The sequence below is a fragment of the Agrobacterium sp. SORGH_AS_0745 genome, assembly GCF_030818995.1.
GTDB classification, from domain to species: domain Bacteria; phylum Pseudomonadota; class Alphaproteobacteria; order Rhizobiales; family Rhizobiaceae; genus Agrobacterium; species Agrobacterium tumefaciens.
In genome coordinates this window covers 549,535-567,793 of sequence record NZ_JAUTBI010000003.1, presented here as the reverse complement: position 1 = coordinate 567,793, position 18,259 = coordinate 549,535, and the positions used below count along the sequence as shown (strand labels likewise).

Below are 18,259 nucleotides of genomic sequence, written 5' to 3'. Positions count from 1 at the left end.
GTTCAGGCCTTCGCCGTTCGGGCAGGATGGCTGCCGTGTGTTCCGTGCTGACGGCGTCTGCCGTATTCCTGTCATCGTGTCAGTCTCTCTTCAGCCCGGCCTACCAGTCCACCTTGCGGCCTTCGGACAATCCGCAGACCGTGGAAGAGGTGCAGAAGAACGATCCCCGTGCGCAGATGGGCGCGCGCGAACATCCGCGTATTGTGGCGAGTTATGGTGGCGAATATCGTGATGCCAAGACGGAGCGGCTTGTCGCCCGTATCGCCGGCGCGCTGACGGCTGTTTCGGAAAATCCGCAGCAATCCTATCGCATCACCATCCTCAACTCGCCTGCTATCAACGCTTTTGCGCTGCCGGGTGGGTATCTTTACGTGACGCGCGGGCTTCTGGCTCTCGCCAACGATGCCTCGGAAGTGGCCGCTGTGCTTTCGCATGAGATGGGCCACGTTACCGCAAACCACGGCATCGAGCGTCAGCGCCGGGAAGAGGCGGAGGTGATTGCAAGCCGTGTGGTCGCCGAGGTTCTGTCGAGCGATCTCGCCGGCAAACAGGCGCTTGCGCGCGGCAAGCTGCGGCTTGCGGCTTTTTCGCGCCAGCAGGAATTGCAGGCAGACGTGATTGGTGTGCGCATGTTGGGTGAGGCCGGCTACGACCCCTTCGCATCGCCGCGGTTTCTGGATTCCATGGCAGCCTATGCGCGTTTCTCCTCGGCTGATCCCGAAAATGACCAGAGCCTCGACTTTCTTTCCAGCCACCCCAACACGCCGCAGCGCATCGAGCTTGCACGCCGGCATGCCCGCGCCTTCGGTCAGGACGGTCAGGTCGGGGATCGTGGTCGCGACTGGTTTCTGGATGGCATAGATGGCCTGCTTTACGGCGACAGCCCGCAGGAGGGTTATGTCCGAGGCCAGACCTTCCTGCACGGAACGCTCGGTATCCGTTTCGATGTGCCGGAAGGTTTCGTCATCGACAACAAGGTCGAGGCCGTTCTTGCGACGGGTCCGGGCGATGTGGCGATCCGTTTCGACGGCGTGGCCGATCCGAAACAGACCACTCTTGCCAATTACTTGACCAGCGGCTGGGTTGCCGGCCTAATGCCGGAAACCGTGAAGGAAACGCAGATCAACGGTCTGGAGGCTGCGACAGCCCGTGCGACGGCGGACAAATGGGACTTTGACGTTACCGTCATCCGTGTCGGTCAGCAGATATTCCGCTTCCTGACGGCCGTGCCGAAGGGGAACACGCAGCTCGATTCCATCGCCAACGTGTTGCGAACGAGTTTCCGCAAGATGACGCCGCAGGAGATCGCATCATTAAAACCTCTGCGCGTGCGCGTGGTGACGGTCAAGCCCGGTGAAACCGTGGCAACGATTGCCGCACGTATGATGGGGACCGACCGCAAGCTCGACATGTTCCGCATGATGAATGCGATGAGCGCCACCGCCACGCTTCAGCCCGGCCAGCGGGTGAAGATCATTGCGGAATGAGATGCTAACAAAAAACCCCGGATTGTGATCCGGGGTTTTTCGTTTCAGACGTTATCGATAATTACCGCCACTCGCGCACATCGACGAAATGACCGGCGATGGCCGCCGCCGCTGCCATGGCGGGGGAGACGAGGTGGGTGCGGCTCTTATAGCCCTGGCGGCCCTCGAAGTTGCGGTTCGAGGTGGAGGCGCAACGTTCGCCAGGCTTGAGGCGGTCGTCATTCATGGCAAGGCACATGGAGCAGCCCGGTTCGCGCCATTCGAAACCGGCTTCGAGGAAAATCTTGTCCAGACCTTCCTTTTCCGCCTGCTCCTTCACGAGACCGGAGCCGGGCACGATCATGGCCGAGACGGTGGGCGCGACCTTGCGGCCGTCGACGATCTTTGCCGCTGCGCGCAAATCCTCGATACGGCCATTGGTGCAGGAGCCGATGAAAACGCGGTCGATGGCGATATCGGTGATGCGCGTGCCGGGTTTCAAGCCCATATAATCCAGCGCACGCCACTTGGAAGTACGCTTGTTTTCTTCCTCGATATCATCCGGATTGGGAACGATGCCCTCGACGGACGTCACGTCCTCAGGCGATGAGCCCCAGGAGACGATCGGCGGCAGATTGGCGGCGTCCAGCACCACGATCTTGTCGTAATGGGCGCCTTCATCGGATTTCAGCGTTTTCCAGTAGGCGATGGCCTGTTCCAACGTCTCGCCCTTTGGCGCGCGCGGCTTGTCCTTAATGTAGTCGAAGGTGGTCTCATCAGGCGCGATCAGACCTGCACGGGCGCCGCCCTCGATGGTCATGTTGCAAACCGTCATGCGGCCTTCCATGGAGAGCGAGCGGATCGCCTCACCGGCAAATTCAATCACATGGCCGGTGCCGCCCGCTGTGCCGATCTCACCGATAATGGCGAGGATGATGTCCTTGGCGGTGACGCCTTCCGGAACCTTGCCATCGACACGCACCAGCATGTTCTTGGCCTTTTTCTGGATCAGCGTCTGGGTCGCCAGCACATGCTCCACTTCCGACGTGCCGATGCCGTGCGCCAGCGCGCCGAAAGCACCATGGGTGGAGGTGTGGCTGTCGCCGCAAACAATCGTCATGCCCGGCAGGGTGAAGCCCTGTTCCGGGCCAACGATGTGGACGATGCCCTGACGCTTGTCGCGCTCGGAATAATATTCGACACCGAAATCCTTGGCATTCTGCGCAAGCGCTTCCACCTGGATACGGCTTTCCTCGTTCTTGATGCCTTCCAGCCGGTCGGCTGTGGTTGGCACGTTATGATCGACGACGGCAAGCGTGCGGGTGGGCGAATGAACCGGACGGCCGGCGATGCGCAGGCCTTCAAAGGCCTGCGGGCTCGTCACCTCATGGACCAGGTGACGGTCGATATAGAGAAGACAGGTTCCGTCCGGGTCACGATTGACGACGTGGTCGTCCCAGATCTTGTCGTATAAGGTGCGGGGTGCGCTCATGGCTCTATGCCTTGTCATGGAAAGGTAAAATCAGGGTTCAGTAAGGCGGTGGACAGCGGGTGCTGTCAGGCGAGCCTAAGTCGGCTGTTGAGCGCCCCGGAAATGCGCGCAAAAAACCGTGCCGGCAGACGCTTGTGGTCCTGCAGCACATAAACATTCTGCGCGAGACATCCGAATTTAGATCCCATGGCGGTCTTCATAGCAGATTGCCGGTTTCGCGGCAATATGAATGCGCGCAGACCGTAAAACGGTGACCCGGCGGCTTTGATGTGCGCCGCATCATGCACTCAGGGCATTTAAAATGCCGGTTTCGCAGCCTTTTCGGCATTGGTTATGATGCAATGCAACTTGCGTATCTTGCGGCGCACATATAGATGGGTCCCCTTATCATTTGCATTTCGACGAGCAATCGAAGGGAGGGAACAGCACATGGTATCGGAAAAATCCCTAATCTCGAAGATCACCTGGCGGCTGATGCCGTTTCTTGGCCTTCTCTATCTCATCGCCTATATCGACCGGCAGAATGTCAGCTATGCCAAGCTGCAGATGGTCGATGCGCTGAGCCTCAGCGAATATGCCTACGGACTTGGCGCTTCGCTGTTCTTCATCGGCTATTTCCTCTTTGAGGTTCCGAGCAACCTTTTCCTCAACCGTTTCGGCGCCAGCAAATGGTTCGCCCGCATTCTGGTGTCCTGGGGTGCCGTCACCATCGCGCTTGCCTACACGCAGAATGCGACGATGTTCTACATCCTGCGCTTCCTGCTCGGGCTTTGCGAGGCCGGTTTCTTCCCGGGCGTGCTGTTCCTGATGACGCTGTGGTTCCCGCGCGATTATCGCGGCCGCATGATCGGCCTGTTCATGATCTTCAGTGCGCTTGCCAATGCCATCGGCGCACCGCTTGGCGGCATGCTGCTCGATCTCGATGGTTTCCTCGGTTATGCTGGCTGGGAATGGGTGTTCCTGGCGACGGGTATTCCCGCCGTGATCGCCGGTATCGTTACCTTCTTCTATCTGGACGATACGCCGGAAAAGGCGAAGTTCCTGACGCAGGCCGAGAAGGACTGGTTGAAGAACCGCCTGGCCGAAGAAAACAAGGGCATGGAAGAGCATGCGGAGGACGGCTTCAAGGCGCTGATCAATCCGCGCGTGCTGTTCATGGCGCTTTGCTATGTCGGCTTTCCGCTGGCGGCCTATGGTCTCAGCTACTGGCTGCCGACGATCGTAAAGAGCTTCGGCGTTTCCAACACCGCCAACGGCTTCATCAATATCATCCCCTGGGTGATCGTGGCCGTCGCTCTCTTCGTCGTGCCCCTGGCGGCTGACAAGGCAAAAAACAAAACGCCTTATATCGTCGGCCCTGCCTTCGTCGGCGCGTTTTGCCTGCTGATGTCGGCGCTGCTCAGCGATCCGGTATTGCAGTTCGCCTTCCTTTGCATCGCCGCTGCGGGCATTTTTGCCGGCCAGCCGGTGTTCTGGAGCCTGCCCGGCCGCTTCCTCAAGGGAGCCGGTGCTGCTGCCGGCATCGCCGCCATCAATTCCGTCGGCAATCTCGGTGGTTTCGTGGCGCAGAACGTGGTGCCCTGGATCAAGGACCAGACCGGCAGCACCATTGCGCCGATGTTCTTCCTTGCCTTCTGCCTGGCGCTGGCAGGTGTGCTCGTCATCATCGCGGCGCGAAAAATGGGCAATCAGGCCGAGGCCGCCTGATCTGCAAGATTGCGGCAGCTGGCATAATTTCCGAACCGCCGCATATGTAAAAAATCATGGCCCGGATATGTCCGGGCCATGATCCATTTAAACGGTAACCGATGAAATTCTCTTCGAGAGAAATTACGCCGTAAACCAATCGCTGCCGGTCAGGTGAACGCCGGAGAGAATGATCTTCTCACCCTTGTGCTCGCCAGTAACGTTGTAGCTGAGGACGGTATCGTTATCATAGGTCGAAACCGCCCAGTTATCGATCACTGTACCGACCAGCTTGAGCTTGTCCATGGAGGCGTTGAAGCCTTCGATGGTATCTGTGGCAAAGCTCTTCGCCATGTCACCCAGATTGAAGACGAAGGTATCGGCGCCACCGCTTGCGATGATGTGGTCGATGCCCTTGCCACCGGTGACCAGCGACGAAGCGAGCTTTACACCGCTCAGGTCGATAGAGTCGTTACCCGCACCGGCATCGATCTTGACGGAGGTGTAGCTGCCGTCGGTGATACCAGCACCACCATTCACAGCGCCGGTATTGGCGGCAAGACCGCCCGTGCCCGCAGCCGACGTGTCATTGAAGGCAGCGCCGGCCTTGACGGTGATCGTGTCGTTGCCTGCGCCGGTGTCGATGTTGAAATTGTTGACCCAGGTCTTTTCGTTCGAAACGACAGATACGGTAACCGTGTCGTTGCCTGCGCCGGTCGTGATGTTACCGCGCTTGGCATTGAGAACTTCAACGGTGGACGAACCGGTGCCGCCGAGGTGAACGTCTACCTGTACGAAATCCTTGAACTTAAGGTTTTCAGAGGTGTCAGACTGGGCGAGAGCGTTCTTCACCGAATTCCATGCCGAGGATACGTCAAATGTGAAGCCGTTTGCGTTGGGGTCGTAGCCGACATCGACAGTGCCACCAGCACCGGTACCGGCAACCGCCACAGCGCCAACGCTGACAGCGCCTGAATCGAGCGTAGAGCCGTTTTTGACCTGTGCTGTGGATTCCGTGAGGAGCTTATATGCTTCCTGATCGATCAGGCTGGTGAGCGACGAAACCGATGCCGCGCCGCCATTACCGAAAGTTACTTTTAACGCCATTTTACTCTCCTATAAATTTTTGAGAATTCGATGTATCGAAATTAAATTTAATAAATATTGCGGGTGATAATTAGTACATTATAAATGGCAAGACAATATGAGAAATTGTTTTTTTTGGAAAAATTCTCGCTCTTGGTGTATTTGCGAATCGTTTCTAAGAAAGCATGTAATGAAAGTCTTTTATTCCTGCAGGAACGTCTTTCTAAGCCTGTCCTGGAACGGTTTGACAAAATAGGAAAGAACGCTTCTTTCGCTTGTCTGTATGAAGACTTCGGCCGGCATGCCCGGATACAACCGTCCACCTGGTATATGGTCCATTCCAGTTTTGCTCGGCTTGATGCGCAGTGCGTAAAATGACGCCCCGCTTCGGGAATCTGTCTGCAAGTCCGGGGCGACGACTGCGACTTCAGCGCTTACATCCGGCGTCGTGCTCTGATTGAAAGCCGTGAAGCGAATGGTCACTGGCTGCCCGACATAGATCTGGTCTATGTCGTTTGGAAGAACATTGGCGTCGATTGCAAGATCTTCCTTTGCCGGCACCACCAGCATAAGCACTTCGCCCGGCTGGATGACGCCGTTTATGTTGTGCACAGACAGCTGGTAGATACGCCCCGCAATCGGCGAGCGAATATCGAGGCGGTCGAGCTGGTCGCGTGTTGCCGCAAGCCGTTCCTCGTATTCCGCAACGGTGGCTTCGATAGACGTCAGATCTTTTGTGACCTCGGACTTGCGGTCCTCGTCAAGCTGAAGCGACTGCAAGTCCATTTCGCTCAGCTTGCCTACCGTCTGCGCACGCGCGGCCATATACTGGCCCTGCTGACCTTCGAGATTGGAAAGCTGCCGCTTGAGAAGGTTGAGGCGCTGAAGCGTTACAAGCCCCTTGGCATATAGCTCCTGTGTCTTTGAGACGTCTTCCCTTACGATAGCAAGTTCATTGTTGGTCGCCTCAATCTGCACATCCATGCCCCGCGCTTCATCGGCTAGCTGATCCTTGCGCGTTACCAATTGCTTCTTCATGCCGATCAGTGCACTGCGACGGCTGTTGAAAAGGTTCTGCTCACTGTCGATGAATGTTTTGGCAGCTTTCGAATTGGTCAAGACGGCCAGATCTTCCGGCGTTGTGAAAGAGGTGGCGTCGGAGATTTCGGCACGCAGACGCGCACGGCGTGCATAAAGCTGCGCGAGCGTATTTTCGACAATGGACAGGTTTGCCTGAACGATCGTGCCACTCAGCCGCAGCAAAACCTGACCGGCCTCCACCGTGTCACCTTCCGCAACATTGATCTGGCTGACGATACCGCCGGAAAGGTGCTGAATTTTCTTGGAGTTGCCTTCGACAACGACCCGGCCCGTGGCGACGACTGCCCCCGAAAGCTTCGCGAGAGCCGCCCAGCCACCCAGGCCGAAAAGAAGGCCGGCAGCAAGAACGACTACGGCGGTTGAGTGTTTGACGATAGATGTTTTCGTCACGCCGGTTTTTTCTCCCTCAACCATTTTCACCCACCCGGCTTTCCAGCTTACGTACTTCTTCTTCTGTTTCCGGCACCTGGCGAATATTTTGACGAAGGATTTGCGCAAGCACCTCTTCCTCGGTGCCGAAGCGAAGCATGCGGCCGTTGCTCATCACCATCACAAGATTGACGCTTTCGATGGCGCTCGGACGATGGGCAATGACGACCACGATGCCGCCCCGCGCCCTTATGTCGCCAATGGCGTTGCGCAAGGCTGCCTCGCCTTCGCTGTCCAGATTGGAGTTCGGCTCATCGAGGATGACAAAGAATGGCTCCCCGAAAAGCGCCCGCGCCAGGCCGATGCGCTGTTTTTGCCCGCCTGACAATGCCTCGCCACGGTCGCCGATATAGGTGTCGTAACCGTTGGGCAGGTTCAGGATGAGATCATGAACCTGAGCGGCCTTGGCTGCCGCAACGATGGCTTCAGCCGTTGCGTCACGGTCGAAGCGCGCGATATTTTGCGCGACCGTGCCTGGCATCAGCTCCACCTGCTGGGGCATGTATCCGATGGATTTACCGAGAACCTCGAAATCCCACTGGTTCAGTGCGGCCCCATCGAAGCGCACGGAGCCGCGCTCATAGGGCCAGATACCAGTTATCAAACGCGCCAGCGTGGATTTACCGGAAGCGCTCGGCCCAATGATGCCAAGGCCATCGCCCGCGTTCAACGTGAAGGAAATATCGGCCACGGTATCTCGCGCACCATTGGGCGGACCGCCGGTCACGCGATCGATGGCAACGGTGTATTTCGGTGGCGGCAGGGAAAGCGGCTGTGCGGGTTCCGGTACGAGTTCAAGAAACTCGTTGATGCGTTTCCAGCCCTGTCTCGCAGTCATGAAGCTGCGCCAGTTTGCAATTGCGTGTTCGACAGGGCCCAGCGCTTTGGCCGAGAGGATGGAGCCTGCGATGATGCTACCCGCTGACGCATGCCCCTCGATAACCAGCAGGGCGCCGATTGCCATCACACCCGACTGTAACAAAAGGCGGAATGTTCGGGAAATCGCGGCGAGCATGCCCGCCGTGTCCGACGTCGAGAGTGTGACGGCGCGGTAATTGGAGTGCAGATCGTCCCACATCGACGTCACCGCATTCATCATGCCCATGGTTCTTATGGACTCGATGTTGCGCTGGCTGCTGCCGACGAGTGCATTTCTCTGTCCGCGCACGGTGTAGGCCTGTTTGGTCGCCCTTTCGGTCAGCCAGTTGGTTATTAGCGTCAACACGACAAGGACCAGGGCGCCGCCAAGCACGGCAAAACCGATCCAGGGATGCAAGGCAAAACAGATCAGCAGATAGATGGGCAGCCAGGGAATATCAAAGAAAGCTGCTGGTCCCGGCCCGGACAAGAATTGACGTATCTGATCGAGATCGCCGACGATCTGCAGCCCGTCTACCTTGCCGTAGGCGGCAAGTGGTGCGCTGATTGATGCCCTGAAGAGCTTTTGATTGAGATCGTCGTCCATATTGTCCGAGATGCGAGCCAATATCCGGCCGCGCAGAGCATCGAACCCCACAAGAAAGGCATAGAGAATAACCAGCAGAACAACGAGAGCGACCAGAGAAGGAATACTCTTGCTCGGCAGAATCCGGTCATAAACCTCCAGCATGAAAAGGGAGCCGGAAAGGTTGAGAATATTCATGAGTGCGCTGGCAAGGCCGACAGCGAAGAAAGCGCGCTTATTTTTTGTTAAAAAAGAATTAAAAAAAAACATATCAACACCTAAAACTGCGCGAAAATTGCACAATAAGTGAAACTAGGCAATGCTATTAGAGAATGTTCTAAATAAATTAGGCAAAGAGATAAGTAGCAATACGACTTTGATCTTGATCTGTCGATACGGAGATGGGGTCGAAGGCTGGACGTGACGCTATGTCGCCCACCAGAGTGTTATGGCGCATCGATGCAACAAAAAAGGCGGTCCAAAGACCGCCTTCTCCGTAAATCCATCAAAATGGAAATCTTATTCCGCTGCAGTTTCCGCAGCCTTTGCTGCTTCTTCTGCTGCCTTGGCTTCTGCTGCTTCGGCTGCCGCCTTTTCGGCGGCGAGAGCCTGTGCTGCTGCTACCTTTTCAGCTTCCAGACGTGCCTTTTCTTCGGCGACTGCCTGGCGCTCGGATTCGTTCAGCTTGCGGGCGCGCGTACCGGTGTTTTCAACGATACGGGCAGCCTTGCCGCGACGATCGCGCAGGTAGTAGAGCTTCGCGCGGCGAACCTTACCGCGGCGAACGATTTCAACGCCTTCGACCAGCGGGGAGTAGATCGGGAATACGCGCTCGACGCCTTCGCCGTAGGAGATCTTGCGAACGGTGAAGCTCTCGGAAAGGCCGCCGCCGGAACGGGCGATGCAAACGCCTTCGTAAGCCTGAACGCGGGTACGGTTACCTTCGGTAACGCGCACGTTGACGCGCAGCGTGTCGCCCGGAGAAAACTCAGGCAGGGTGCGCTTTGCTTCGATCTTGGCAGCCTGTTCGGCTTCCAGCTGCTGAATGATATTGGTCATGTTAACCTCTGATTTCTTCTGAAACAGCCAGAGCGCTCAACGTTTCGTCTGTCGGTCAATGCCTTCAGACCATGCCGTGCGGCAGGAGCGGGTTCGCCATTCTTTGCTTGCGGTTAAAGGGGAAAACCCCAATTCCACGCGGGCACATACACGAGGCAGCGCCATTTGTCATCCCTTCATGACAATATTTTATCAATTGTGGGCGACGTACGGGCTGTTGCGAAGGTGCGTTTCCCCGGTTATGGCATGAAAACCTTGGGAGGGGCCATGTCCGTACTTATTATCATGATGCTGTTTGCGACCGGCTTTCTATCTGGCGTGGTCAATGCGATCGCCGGTGGCGGCACCTTTTTGTCCTTCGGGGCGATGACGCTTGCAGGCCTGCCGCCGATTGTCGCCAATGCCACGTCGGCGATCGTGCAGTTTCCCGGTTACATCACCTCCGTGATCGCCTACGGGCCTGAAATCCGCGCCCACTGGCGCGAGGCGATCCTCCTGTCGGCCGTCTCCATCGTCGGCGGGCTGGCGGGGTCGCTTTTGCTCCTGTCGCTCGACAACCCCTCCTTCCGCCAGCTTGTGCCGTGGTTGCTTCTGGCCGCAACCGTTGTTTTCGCCGCTGGCCCGTGGCTGCGACCGAAGGCCAGTGCCGAGCGTTCACCCGGTAATGTGCCGAGCCTCTTCTTTCAGGGGCTCGCCTCCATCTATGGTGGTTTTTTCGGGGCGGGCATGGGCATCATGATGCTGGCCATCCTCGGAATGACCTCGGGTGGCAGCTATCATCATCTGAATGCCCTGAAGAACCTGCTCTCGGTGGTGATCGCGATCATCGCCATTACGATCTTCGTCAGCGGCGGCGTGGTTTCCTGGTGGGCCGCCCTCATCATGTTCCCGGCGGCCGCGCTTGGCGGATATGTGGGGGTGCACACGGCAAGGCGGGTGCCGCAGTGGATCATCCGCTGGCTGGTCATTGCCGTCGGGCTGGTGCTGACGGCCTATTATTTCGTCTCGGTTTAAACCTTGGCCTTTTCCAGCAGGTCGGGCCGTCTTTCCTTCGTCAACGCCAGCGCCTGCTCGTGCCGCCATTTGTCGATGACGGCGTGATTGCCAGAGGTGAGAACGGCTGGGATGTCGCGGCCTTCCCAGACCTGCGGACGGGTGTAGTGCGGATGCTCCAGAAGCCCACCCTCGAAGCTCTCATGCACGCCTGAGAGATCGTTGCCCATGACGCCCGGCAGAATGCGGACAATGGCGTCCAGAAGCGTCAGGGCGGCCGGCTCGCCGCCGGAGAGAATGTAATCGCCGATCGACACTTCCTCCAACCCGCGCGCCTCTATGACCCGCTGGTCGACGCCTTCGAAGCGGCCACACACGATAATCGCGCCGTCGCCTGCCGCCAGTTCGCGCACTCGGTCCTGCGACAGTGGCTTGCCGCGCGGGCTCATCAGCAGACGCGGTCGCGTATCTCCATCTGAAACATGGTCGATGGCTGCGGCCAGAATGTCGGGTTTCAGCACCATGCCGGCGCCGCCGCCTGCCGGGGTGTCGTCCACGCTTCTGTGCCTGTCGGTGGCGAATTCACGGATCTGCACGGCCTCAAGTGACCATTGCTCGCGCTCCAGCGCCTTGCCCGCCAGCGAATATCCGAGATGCCCGGGAAACATTTCCGGGTAGAGCGTCAGAACTGTAGCCTTGAACGTCATGGCCTTATTTCTTGCCGAAAGGCGATGCGCCGGTTTCGTCTTTGTCGTCCGGATTGTCGATCAGGCCGGCAGCCATGGGATCGATGAGAATGCGTCTCGCCTCCAGATCGATTTCAAGCACGGCTGCTTCCGAAAAAGGGATGAGGGCGGGACGGCGGCCCGCACCTTTCAGCTCCAGGAGGTCGCCTGCGCCGAAATCGTAAACGGCGCTGACGGCGCCATAGCTTTTGCCTTCGGCATCGACGGCTTCCAGCCCTTCGAGGTCGGCATAATAAAATTCGTCGTCGTCCAGCTCGTCATCCGGCAGATTGTCGCGTTCGATGAAAAGTTCGAGCCCGTTCAGGCTTTCCGCCGCATTGCGGTCGTTGATACCCCTGAAGCGGACGACAACCACATTCTTGCCCTCGCGGACTTCCAGAATTTCGAAGACGCGGCCATCGGCGCTCACCAGATTGCCGTAATCGCCGAGCGCCATCGGTTCGTCCGTATAGGTGCTGACGCGGACTTCGCCGCGCAATCCCTGTGCGCCGCCGATCTTTGCCATGAGTATCGGGTTTTCCAGCTTTGCCATCGGGCCGTCCGTCTTCTGGTGTTGGTTGCGTCTGGTTTACAGCATCAGCGTGAAAATCGGAATCGATTTTCACAGGGCACGATGCGCAGATCCAACGCGTTAGAGCATAGTTCCTGACGCTCTAAAGTTTGTTGATACCAAAATAAACAAAAAACGGGCGGCATGGAAAACCACGCCACCCGTTCTCTAAAATTCTATTGCAGATTATTCTGCAGCAGAAGCTTCTGCTGCGGCAGCAGCTGCGTCTTCAGCCTTCTGCTTCTCTTTCTGCAACGCGTTCCAGAGCGCGCTTGCCCGGCAGTGCCTTTTCCGGGTTGCTGCGAGCGGCGCGATCGGCAAGGCCTGCCTCTGCGAGGAAGCGCAGAACGCGGTCGGTCGGCTGTGCGCCCTTGGCGATCCATTCCTTGATGAGGTCAGCCTTCAGCTCGATGCGCTGCGGGTTGTCCTTGGCGAGCATCGGGTTCCAGGAACCGACCTTCTCGAGGAAACGGCCGTCGCGGGGCGAACGGGCGTCAGCAACGACGATCTGGTAGTACGGGCGCTTCTTGGAACCACCGCGTGCGAGACGAATTTTAAGTGCCATGTTATTTACTCCTTGAGATAGCTTGTCCGCCGGTTAGGCGGTCTTTTCATTACCGCCATGTTCGGCGGCTATTGCTTCATGATGCCGGATGACTTCCTTGATGACGAAGTTTAGAAACTTCTCGGCGAAATCCGGATCCAGATTGGCATCCTTTGCCAGACGGCGAAGGCGTTCGATCTGGTATTCCTCGCGCGCCGGGTCCGCCGGCGGCAAATTGTATTTTGCCTTCAGCACGCCCACCGCCTTGGTACAGCGGAAACGTTCGGCAAGAATGTGAACCAGTGCGGCATCGATATTGTCGATCGACTGGCGGTATTCGGAAAGCTGGGCTTTCACTTCTGCGTTGTTCACTGGCGTCGCCCTCACTTCTTTTTCGGGAAGCCGGGCAGGCCCGGCATGCCGCCAAGACCCGGCAGCTTTGTCCCGCCCAGACCGGGTAGCCCGCCGGGCAGACCACCGAGACCGGGCATTGCGCCCGGCTTGCCAAGACCGGCAGCTTCAGCCTGTTTTTGAAGCGCTTCGAGCTGCTTCGGGTCGATGTTCGACAGATCAGGCATGCCGCCGCCCATCATGCCACCAAGCCCCATCTTGCCCGCAAGGCCGCCCATCATCTGCTTCATGATGCCGCCCTTGCCCTTGCCGCCCATGGCTTTCATCATGTCGGCCATTCCACGGTGCATCTTCAAGAGCTTGTTGATTTCGGCGGCATCGGTGCCGGAACCGGCGGCGATGCGCTTTTTGCGGCTGTGTTTGAGGATATCGGGATTGGCGCGTTCGGCCTTGGTCATCGACGAGATGATGGCGATCTGGCGGTCGAACATCTTGTCGTTGAGGCCTGCGGAAGCCATCTTGTCCTTCATGCCGGCCATGCCGGGCATCAGCCCCATGATACCGCCCATGCCACCCATCTTCTTCATCTGCGCAAGCTGGTCGGAGAGATCGTTGAGGTCGAACTTGCCCTTGGCCATCTTCTCGGCCATGGCACGGGCTTTTTCCGCATCGATGTTTTCGGCAGCCTTCTCGACCAGCGAGACGATGTCGCCCATGCCGAGAATACGGTCGGCGATACGGCGCGGATGGAACTCGTCGAGTTCATTCATGCGCTCGCCGATACCGATCAGCTTGATCGGCTTGCCGGTGACGGCGCGCATGGAGAGGGCCGCACCACCGCGCCCGTCGCCATCCATACGGGTGAGCACGAGACCGGTGATGCCGACGCGCTCATCGAAATTGCGCGCCAGATTGACGGCGTCCTGACCGGTCAGCGAATCCGCGACCAGCAGGATTTCATGCGGGTTGGACTTCTTCTTGATGTCGGCCATTTCCAGCATCAAGGGTTCGTCGATATGGGTGCGGCCGGCGGTGTCGAGAATGACGACGTCATGGCCGCCGAGCTTGGCGGCCTGCACGGCGCGTGCGGCGATATCTGTCGGGGACTGGCCGGCGATGACCGGCAGCGTATCGACACCGGTCTGCACGCCCAGTTGGCGAAGCTGTTCCTGTGCGGCCGGACGGCGCGTGTCGAGAGATGCCATCAGCACCTTCTTCTTGTCGCGGTCGGTCAGGCGCTTGGCGATCTTGCCTGTGGTCGTGGTCTTGCCCGAACCCTGCAGACCCACCATCATTATGACGACGGGGGCGGCCGCATGCAGGTCGATCGAGACGCCTTCGGTGCCGAGCATCTCGACAAGTTCGTCATGCACGATCTTGACGACCATCTGGCCGGGCTTGATGGATTTCAGAACGGCTGCGCCGACAGCCTTTTCACGCACCTTGTCGGTGAAGGAACGCACGACTTCCAGCGCAACGTCCGCTTCCAGAAGCGCACGGCGAACCTCGCGCAGGGCGGCGGCAACATCGGCTTCCGTCAGCGCGCCACGGCCGGTCAGTCCATTCAGAATGGAACCAAGGCGGTCCTGGAGGTTTTCAAACATCGTTTCTTCCTTCTTCGTTCCGGGATCTCCGAAACGTCGGTGCTTTCGCTGCCAAAAACAAGACGCAAAGCCAAAAAGCACCCGAGGGCGCATCGCGCTGTCGGGTGTTGACCTCCGGGATCTCTTTATACCTTTGCGGGTCCCGGTCGGCGGCTTGGAGTCGTGAAACTGCCAGCTGATTGGCCGCGATAAACAGGAAAGTGCCGTGAAAGTCAAGACAGTGCCGGTTTTCATGCGGCAAAGCATGCCTTGTCATCTTTACGTGATCAGACGAAAGCTGCGATGGCGGTGCTTGAACGGCGTCGCCTGGCTTCTTATACCTTTCCCATGAAACGTCGAAACTTCTTTCGTTTTTCCGCACTTGGTCTGCTTGCTCTTGCGGGCGGCGGCCTGTTTGCGCGCCGCTCTAACGCCAGCGCCTATTATAGTGGGCCGGTCTCCGATCATTTCGACGGGGTGCGTTTCTTCAATCCCGGCGGTTCGCCGCCCGGCAATTTCATGGGCCTCCTGAAATGGCGCTTCAACGGTGAGCGCGCCACGTGGCCGGAAAACTATCCCAGCCCGTTTCCGTTCGCAAAGCCGGAGCCCCGCATCGACGGCAAGGACATTCGCGTCACCTTCGTCGGTCACGCCTCCTTTCTCATCCAGACGGCAGGGCTGAATATTCTCATCGATCCGGTGTGGTCGCAGCGTACCAGCCCGTTCAGCTTCGCCGGTCCCAAACGCGTCAACCCGCCGGGCATCCGTTTTGAGGATTTGCCGCCGATCGATCTGGTGCTGGTGACGCATAATCACTACGACCATCTGGATATGGAAACGCTGAAGCGCCTGCATGTCGCGCACAAGCCGCTTTTCATCACGCCGCTTGGCAATGACGCTATCATCCGCACCGGCGTCGAGGCAGCGCGCATCAAGGTGGGGGACTGGGGCGATGTCCTTGAGATTGGTTCGGTCAAAATTCATTTCGAGCCGTGCCACCATTGGTCGGCGCGTGGGCTGAACGACCGGCGCATGGCGCTGTGGGCGGCCTTCGTCATCGAAACGCCTTATGGCAAGATTTATCATATCGGCGATACCGGCTTCCACGACGGCCTCAATTATCACGCCGCGCGCAAGAAACACGGTGAGTTCCGTCTCGCCAACCTGCCTTTCGGCGCCTATGAGCCGCGCTGGTTCATGAAGGGCCAGCACCAGAACCCTGCGGAAGCCGTGGAAGGCATGAAGATCTGCGGTGCGGCACATGTCTGCGGCCACCATTGGGGCACTGTGCAACTGACCGATGAAGCGGTCGAAGCTCCTCTTGTCGCGCTGAAGGCAGCGCTTGCTGAGCAGGGGATAGACGAGAGCCGCTTCCAGCCCATGCGGCCCGGCGAAGTCTTCGACGTACCTTCCGCCTGAGCGGCTCAGCGGTTTGCGCCGCAACAGTCTGGTAATTTGCCGTCCTTTCCGCCATATAGAGCGAAAGTGCGGGCAAAGCCCGTCTTTATTCCGGTTTCAGGTAGTTTTCAGGTTCAGTACGATGGCGGATACGGTCGAATTTGCGAAGATGAACGGGCTTGGCAACAAGATCCTCGTTGTCGACATGCGCGGCCGCAGGGATATGGTGACGCCTGCGGCAGCCATTGCGCTCAATGCCGATCCCGCCACGCAGTTCGATCAGATCATGGCAATCCACGATCCGCGTGTCGGCGGCACCGATGCATTCATCGATATCCTCAATTGCGACGGCACGAAGGCGCAGGCCTGCGGCAACGGCACGCGCTGCGTGGTGCAGGCGCTGTCCTCTGAAACCGGCAAGACCACCTTCACCTTCCAGACGGTGGCGGGCATCCTGAACGCCGTTGAGCATGAAGACGGCATGATTTCCGTTGATATGGGCCTGCCGCGTTTTCGCTGGAGCGACATTCCGCTTTCTGAAGAGTTCCACGATACGAGCCGCATCGAGTTGCAGATCGGGCCGATCGACGCGCCAATCCTGCATTCGCCCGCCGTCATGTCCATGGGAAACCCGCACGCCATTTTCTGGGTGGATCGCGATCCGATGGAGTTCGATCTGGAGCGCTTCGGCCCGCTTCTGGAAAACCACCCGATGTTCCCTGAAAAGGCCAATATCACGCTGGCGCAGGTTATTTCCGACAGTGCGCTTCGCACCCGCACCTGGGAGCGCGGCGCCGGGCTGACGCTCGCCTGCGGTTCTGCCGCATGTGCCGCTGCCGTTTCCGCTGCGCGCACCGGCCGCACGGGCAGGAAAGTCACCATCGATGTCGCCTCCAGCCCCGTGCGTGTGCCGCTGACAATTGAGTGGCGCGAGGACAACCACGTCATCATGACGGGGCCGGCCGAATGGGAATGGTCCGGCATGGTCGATCCCATCAGCGGCGCCTTTTCGCGCGATGCCGTGGCTGAGCAGGGGGCCATATGAGCGGCGTCGAGGTCATAACCTTCGGCTGCCGTCTCAATACCTATGAATCGGAAGTGATGCGGGCGGAGGCCGAAAAGGCCGGGCTCAACAATGCCGTCTTGGTCAATACCTGCGCGGTGACGGGCGAGGCGGTGCGCCAGGCGCGCCAGGCCATCCGTCGGGCAAGGCGCGACAATCCGCATGCGCGCATCATCGTGACCGGCTGTGCTGCCCAGACTGAAAAACAGACCTTTGCCGAGATGCCCGAAGTGGATGCGGTGCTGGGCAATGAGGAAAAGCTGAAAAGCGCCTCCTATCGCGCACTGCCGGATTTCGGCGTTTCGGCGGAAGAAAAGCTGCGCGTCAACGACATCATGAGCATCAAGGCGACGGCGCCGCAGATGGTCAAGCACATTGACGGGCATGTCCGTGCCTTCATTCAGGTGCAGAACGGCTGCGATCATCGCTGTACCTTCTGCATCATTCCCTATGGGCGGGGCAATTCCCGCTCCGTGCCGATGGGCGCTGTGGTCGAGCAGGCGCGCAGGCTGGTGGAAAGCGGCTATTGCGAAATCGTCCTGACCGGGGTGGATGCTACCAGCTACGGTGCCGACCTGCCGGGCGAACCTTCGCTAGGGCTTCTTGCCAAAACATTGCTGAAGCAGGTGCCGGAAATCTTGAGACTTCGGCTATCCTCGATCGACAGCATCGAGGCCGACCACCATCTGATGGATCTGATTGCCGGTGAGGCGCGTTTCATGCCGCATCTTCACCTGTCCCTCCAGCATGGCGACGACATGATCCTGAAACGCATGAAACGCCGTCATTTGCGGGCCGATGCCATCCGTTTCTGTCACGAGGTGCGGTCGCTCCGGCCGGATATCGCATTCGGTGCTGATATGATCGCAGGTTTTCCGACCGAGAACGAAGAGATGTTCGAAAACGCCGCGACGCTTGCGGAAGAATGCGGCATTTCCAGCCTGCACGTATTTCCCTACAGCCCGCGTGCCGGCACGCCGGCGGCGCGTATGCCGCAGCTCGACCGTGCGCTGGTGAAGGAGCGGGCGGCGAGGCTTCGCGAACGTGGCGAGGCACTCAGGCTCGTGCATCTGCAAAATATGGTTGGTTCGACGCAAACGATCCTCGTTGAAAACACCGGTTTTGCGCATACCGACAATTTCACGCTGGTGGCGGCGCCCGATCTTCTCCCGCGCACTCTTGCGCAGGTTGAGATTACCGGCCACAACGGCAAACATCTGAACATGAAGCTTCTCGCAGCGGACGCGGCCTGAAGCGGCACAGGAAAA

The 18,259-nt window shown here is 58.7% G+C and carries 15 protein-coding genes and 1 pseudogene; 6 read left to right on the top strand and 10 right to left on the bottom strand.

From position 1 onward, the window contains the following. Positions 1–26: 26 nt before the first annotated feature. Positions 27–1,487, top strand: coding sequence for a M48 family metalloprotease (locus QE432_RS12580; protein WP_025594597.1), 1,461 nt, complete (start codon positions 27–29; stop codon positions 1,485–1,487). A gap of 61 nt (positions 1,488–1,548) precedes the next feature. Here QE432_RS12580 and leuC read toward each other — a convergent pair whose 3' ends face one another. Next, positions 1,549–2,958 carry a 3-isopropylmalate dehydratase large subunit gene (leuC, locus tag QE432_RS12575; protein ID WP_019566018.1) on the bottom strand — a complete coding sequence of 470 codons (1,410 nt, stop codon included), beginning with the start codon at positions 2,956–2,958 and terminating at the stop codon, positions 1,549–1,551. Positions 2,959–3,387: 429 nt separating this feature from the next. On the opposite strand from leuC, the gene QE432_RS12570 reads away from it, so the two are divergent. Continuing rightward, positions 3,388–4,665, top strand: coding sequence for an MFS transporter (locus tag QE432_RS12570; RefSeq protein ID WP_003516599.1), 1,278 nt, complete (start codon positions 3,388–3,390; stop codon positions 4,663–4,665). 123 nt (positions 4,666–4,788) lie between these two features. On the opposite strand, the gene QE432_RS12565 is transcribed toward QE432_RS12570, so the two are convergent. The 4 genes from QE432_RS12565 to rplS form a co-directional block, all read right to left on the bottom strand. Beyond that, positions 4,789–5,751 (bottom strand): hypothetical protein, encoded by a 963-nt coding sequence (locus QE432_RS12565; RefSeq protein ID WP_019566020.1) that lies wholly within the window; start codon positions 5,749–5,751, stop codon positions 4,789–4,791. Positions 5,752–5,931: 180 nt separating this feature from the next. Further along, complete coding sequence (locus QE432_RS12560) at positions 5,932–7,245, bottom strand: HlyD family type I secretion periplasmic adaptor subunit (RefSeq protein WP_025594591.1); 1,314 nt, start codon at positions 7,243–7,245, stop codon at positions 5,932–5,934. Then, on the bottom strand, positions 7,238–8,974 hold the full coding sequence (locus QE432_RS12555) for a type I secretion system permease/ATPase (protein WP_306624468.1): 1,737 nt from the start codon (positions 8,972–8,974) through the stop codon (positions 7,238–7,240). Before QE432_RS12555 ends, QE432_RS12560 begins: the two co-directional genes overlap by 8 nt. 249 nt (positions 8,975–9,223) lie before the next feature. Further along, the gene (gene rplS / locus QE432_RS12550; RefSeq protein ID WP_003492508.1) at positions 9,224–9,763 is read right to left on the bottom strand and encodes a 50S ribosomal protein L19; all 540 of its coding nucleotides are present in this window, start codon (positions 9,761–9,763) and stop codon (positions 9,224–9,226) included. 267 nt (positions 9,764–10,030) lie between these two features. Between rplS and QE432_RS12545 the strand changes: the two genes are divergently transcribed. After that, positions 10,031–10,777 carry a sulfite exporter TauE/SafE family protein gene (locus QE432_RS12545; RefSeq protein ID WP_306624465.1) on the top strand — a complete coding sequence of 249 codons (747 nt, stop codon included), beginning with the start codon at positions 10,031–10,033 and terminating at the stop codon, positions 10,775–10,777. On the opposite strand, the gene trmD is transcribed toward QE432_RS12545, so the two are convergent. From trmD to ffh, 5 genes and pseudogenes are all read right to left on the bottom strand, one after another. Beyond that, on the bottom strand, positions 10,774–11,463 hold the full coding sequence (trmD, locus tag QE432_RS12540) for a tRNA (guanosine(37)-N1)-methyltransferase TrmD (protein WP_038492438.1): 690 nt from the start codon (positions 11,461–11,463) through the stop codon (positions 10,774–10,776). The genes QE432_RS12545 and trmD overlap by 4 nt on opposite strands. Positions 11,464–11,467: 4 nt before the next feature. After that, complete coding sequence (gene rimM / locus QE432_RS12535) at positions 11,468–12,034, bottom strand: ribosome maturation factor RimM (protein WP_003516610.1); 567 nt, start codon at positions 12,032–12,034, stop codon at positions 11,468–11,470. A gap of 204 nt (positions 12,035–12,238) precedes the next feature. Then, a pseudogene (gene rpsP, locus QE432_RS12530) lies at positions 12,239–12,617 on the bottom strand (30S ribosomal protein S16). 33 nt (positions 12,618–12,650) lie between these two features. After that, positions 12,651–12,968 carry a chorismate mutase gene (locus QE432_RS12525; RefSeq protein ID WP_013636924.1) on the bottom strand — a complete coding sequence of 106 codons (318 nt, stop codon included), beginning with the start codon at positions 12,966–12,968 and terminating at the stop codon, positions 12,651–12,653. An 11-nt stretch (positions 12,969–12,979) separates the two neighbouring features. Further along, positions 12,980–14,551 (bottom strand): signal recognition particle protein, encoded by a 1,572-nt coding sequence (ffh, locus tag QE432_RS12520; protein ID WP_003516616.1) that lies wholly within the window; start codon positions 14,549–14,551, stop codon positions 12,980–12,982. 282 nt (positions 14,552–14,833) lie between these two features. Here ffh and QE432_RS12515 point away from each other — a divergent pair, with 282 nt between their 5' ends. From QE432_RS12515 to mtaB, 3 genes are all read left to right on the top strand, one after another. After that, positions 14,834–15,949, top strand: coding sequence for an MBL fold metallo-hydrolase (locus QE432_RS12515; protein ID WP_013636923.1), 1,116 nt, complete (start codon positions 14,834–14,836; stop codon positions 15,947–15,949). A gap of 121 nt (positions 15,950–16,070) precedes the next feature. Further along, on the top strand, positions 16,071–16,973 hold the full coding sequence (gene dapF / locus QE432_RS12510; RefSeq protein WP_025594586.1) for a diaminopimelate epimerase: 903 nt from the start codon (positions 16,071–16,073) through the stop codon (positions 16,971–16,973). After that, entirely contained in the window at positions 16,970–18,244 is a 1,275-nt protein-coding gene (mtaB, locus tag QE432_RS12505) for a tRNA (N(6)-L-threonylcarbamoyladenosine(37)-C(2))-methylthiotransferase MtaB (RefSeq protein WP_019566026.1), read from the top strand. The genes dapF and mtaB overlap by 4 nt, the downstream gene beginning before the upstream one ends. Positions 18,245–18,259: the final 15 nt, after the last annotated feature.